The organism is Kitasatospora putterlickiae (assembly GCF_039527695.1).
GTDB classification, from domain to species: domain Bacteria; phylum Actinomycetota; class Actinomycetes; order Streptomycetales; family Streptomycetaceae; genus Kitasatospora; species Kitasatospora putterlickiae.
Map to the genome: position 1 here is coordinate 1 of NZ_BAAAKJ010000009.1, position 729 is coordinate 729.

Sequence of the window (729 nt, forward strand, 5' to 3'; positions counted from 1 at the left end):
CGGCGCCGGCGCATGAGGGCGGCCCGGGCCAGGACCCGTTCCATCCGGTCCTCGGGCGCCGACAGGTGCGGGGCGGCCAGCTGGAGCAGCACCCGCAGCTCGTCCGCCACCTCGCGGTCCTCGGCGCTCTCCTCCGCCAGGGCGTCGCGCCCGGTGAACTCAGGCCCGGTCACGACGCCCCCCGTCCAGGAGCAGTTCCCGGGCGGGCAGTTGACCGCGCAGCGTGTGCAGGGCGCGGTGCGTCTGGCTCTTGACCGTGCCCGTGCTGCAGCCCAGCGCCTCGGCGGTGTCCTCCACGCTGAGGTCCTCGAAGAAGCGCAGCACCACCACCGCCCGCTGCCGGGCCGGCAGCGCCCGGACGGCGGCCGCCACCACCTGGCCCACCACCAGGTCGTCGAACGGGTCCAGGGCCGTCGGAGGCTCGGGCAGCTGGTCGTGCGGCAGCTCCCCGTGCCAGCGGCGGCGCCACCACGAGACGTGCGAGTTCACCAGCACCCGGCGGACGTACGCCTCGGGCCGGTCGATGGAGATCTGCTCCCAGCGCGGCCACACCTTGGCGAGGGCCGTCTGCAGCAGGTCCTCGGCCTGGTGCGGGTCGCCGGTCAGCAGCCAGGCCATCCGGAGCAGCCGGGGGCTGCGGGCGGCGACGAACTCCTCGAAGTCCGGTCTCGCGTCCCTCATCCTGCCGTCCCCGCCATGCCGTCCCCGCCGCCGTCTCCGTCACCCGTG

At 75.4% G+C, this 729-nt stretch carries 1 protein-coding gene; it reads right to left on the bottom strand.

Features of this window, described 5'->3' with window-relative positions:
• Positions 1 to 159 precede the first annotated feature (159 nt).
• On the bottom strand, positions 160 to 681 hold the full coding sequence (locus ABD308_RS00875) for a SigE family RNA polymerase sigma factor (protein ID WP_344323294.1): 522 nt from the start codon (positions 679 to 681) through the stop codon (positions 160 to 162).
• Between the last annotated feature and the right edge of the window lie 48 nt (positions 682 to 729).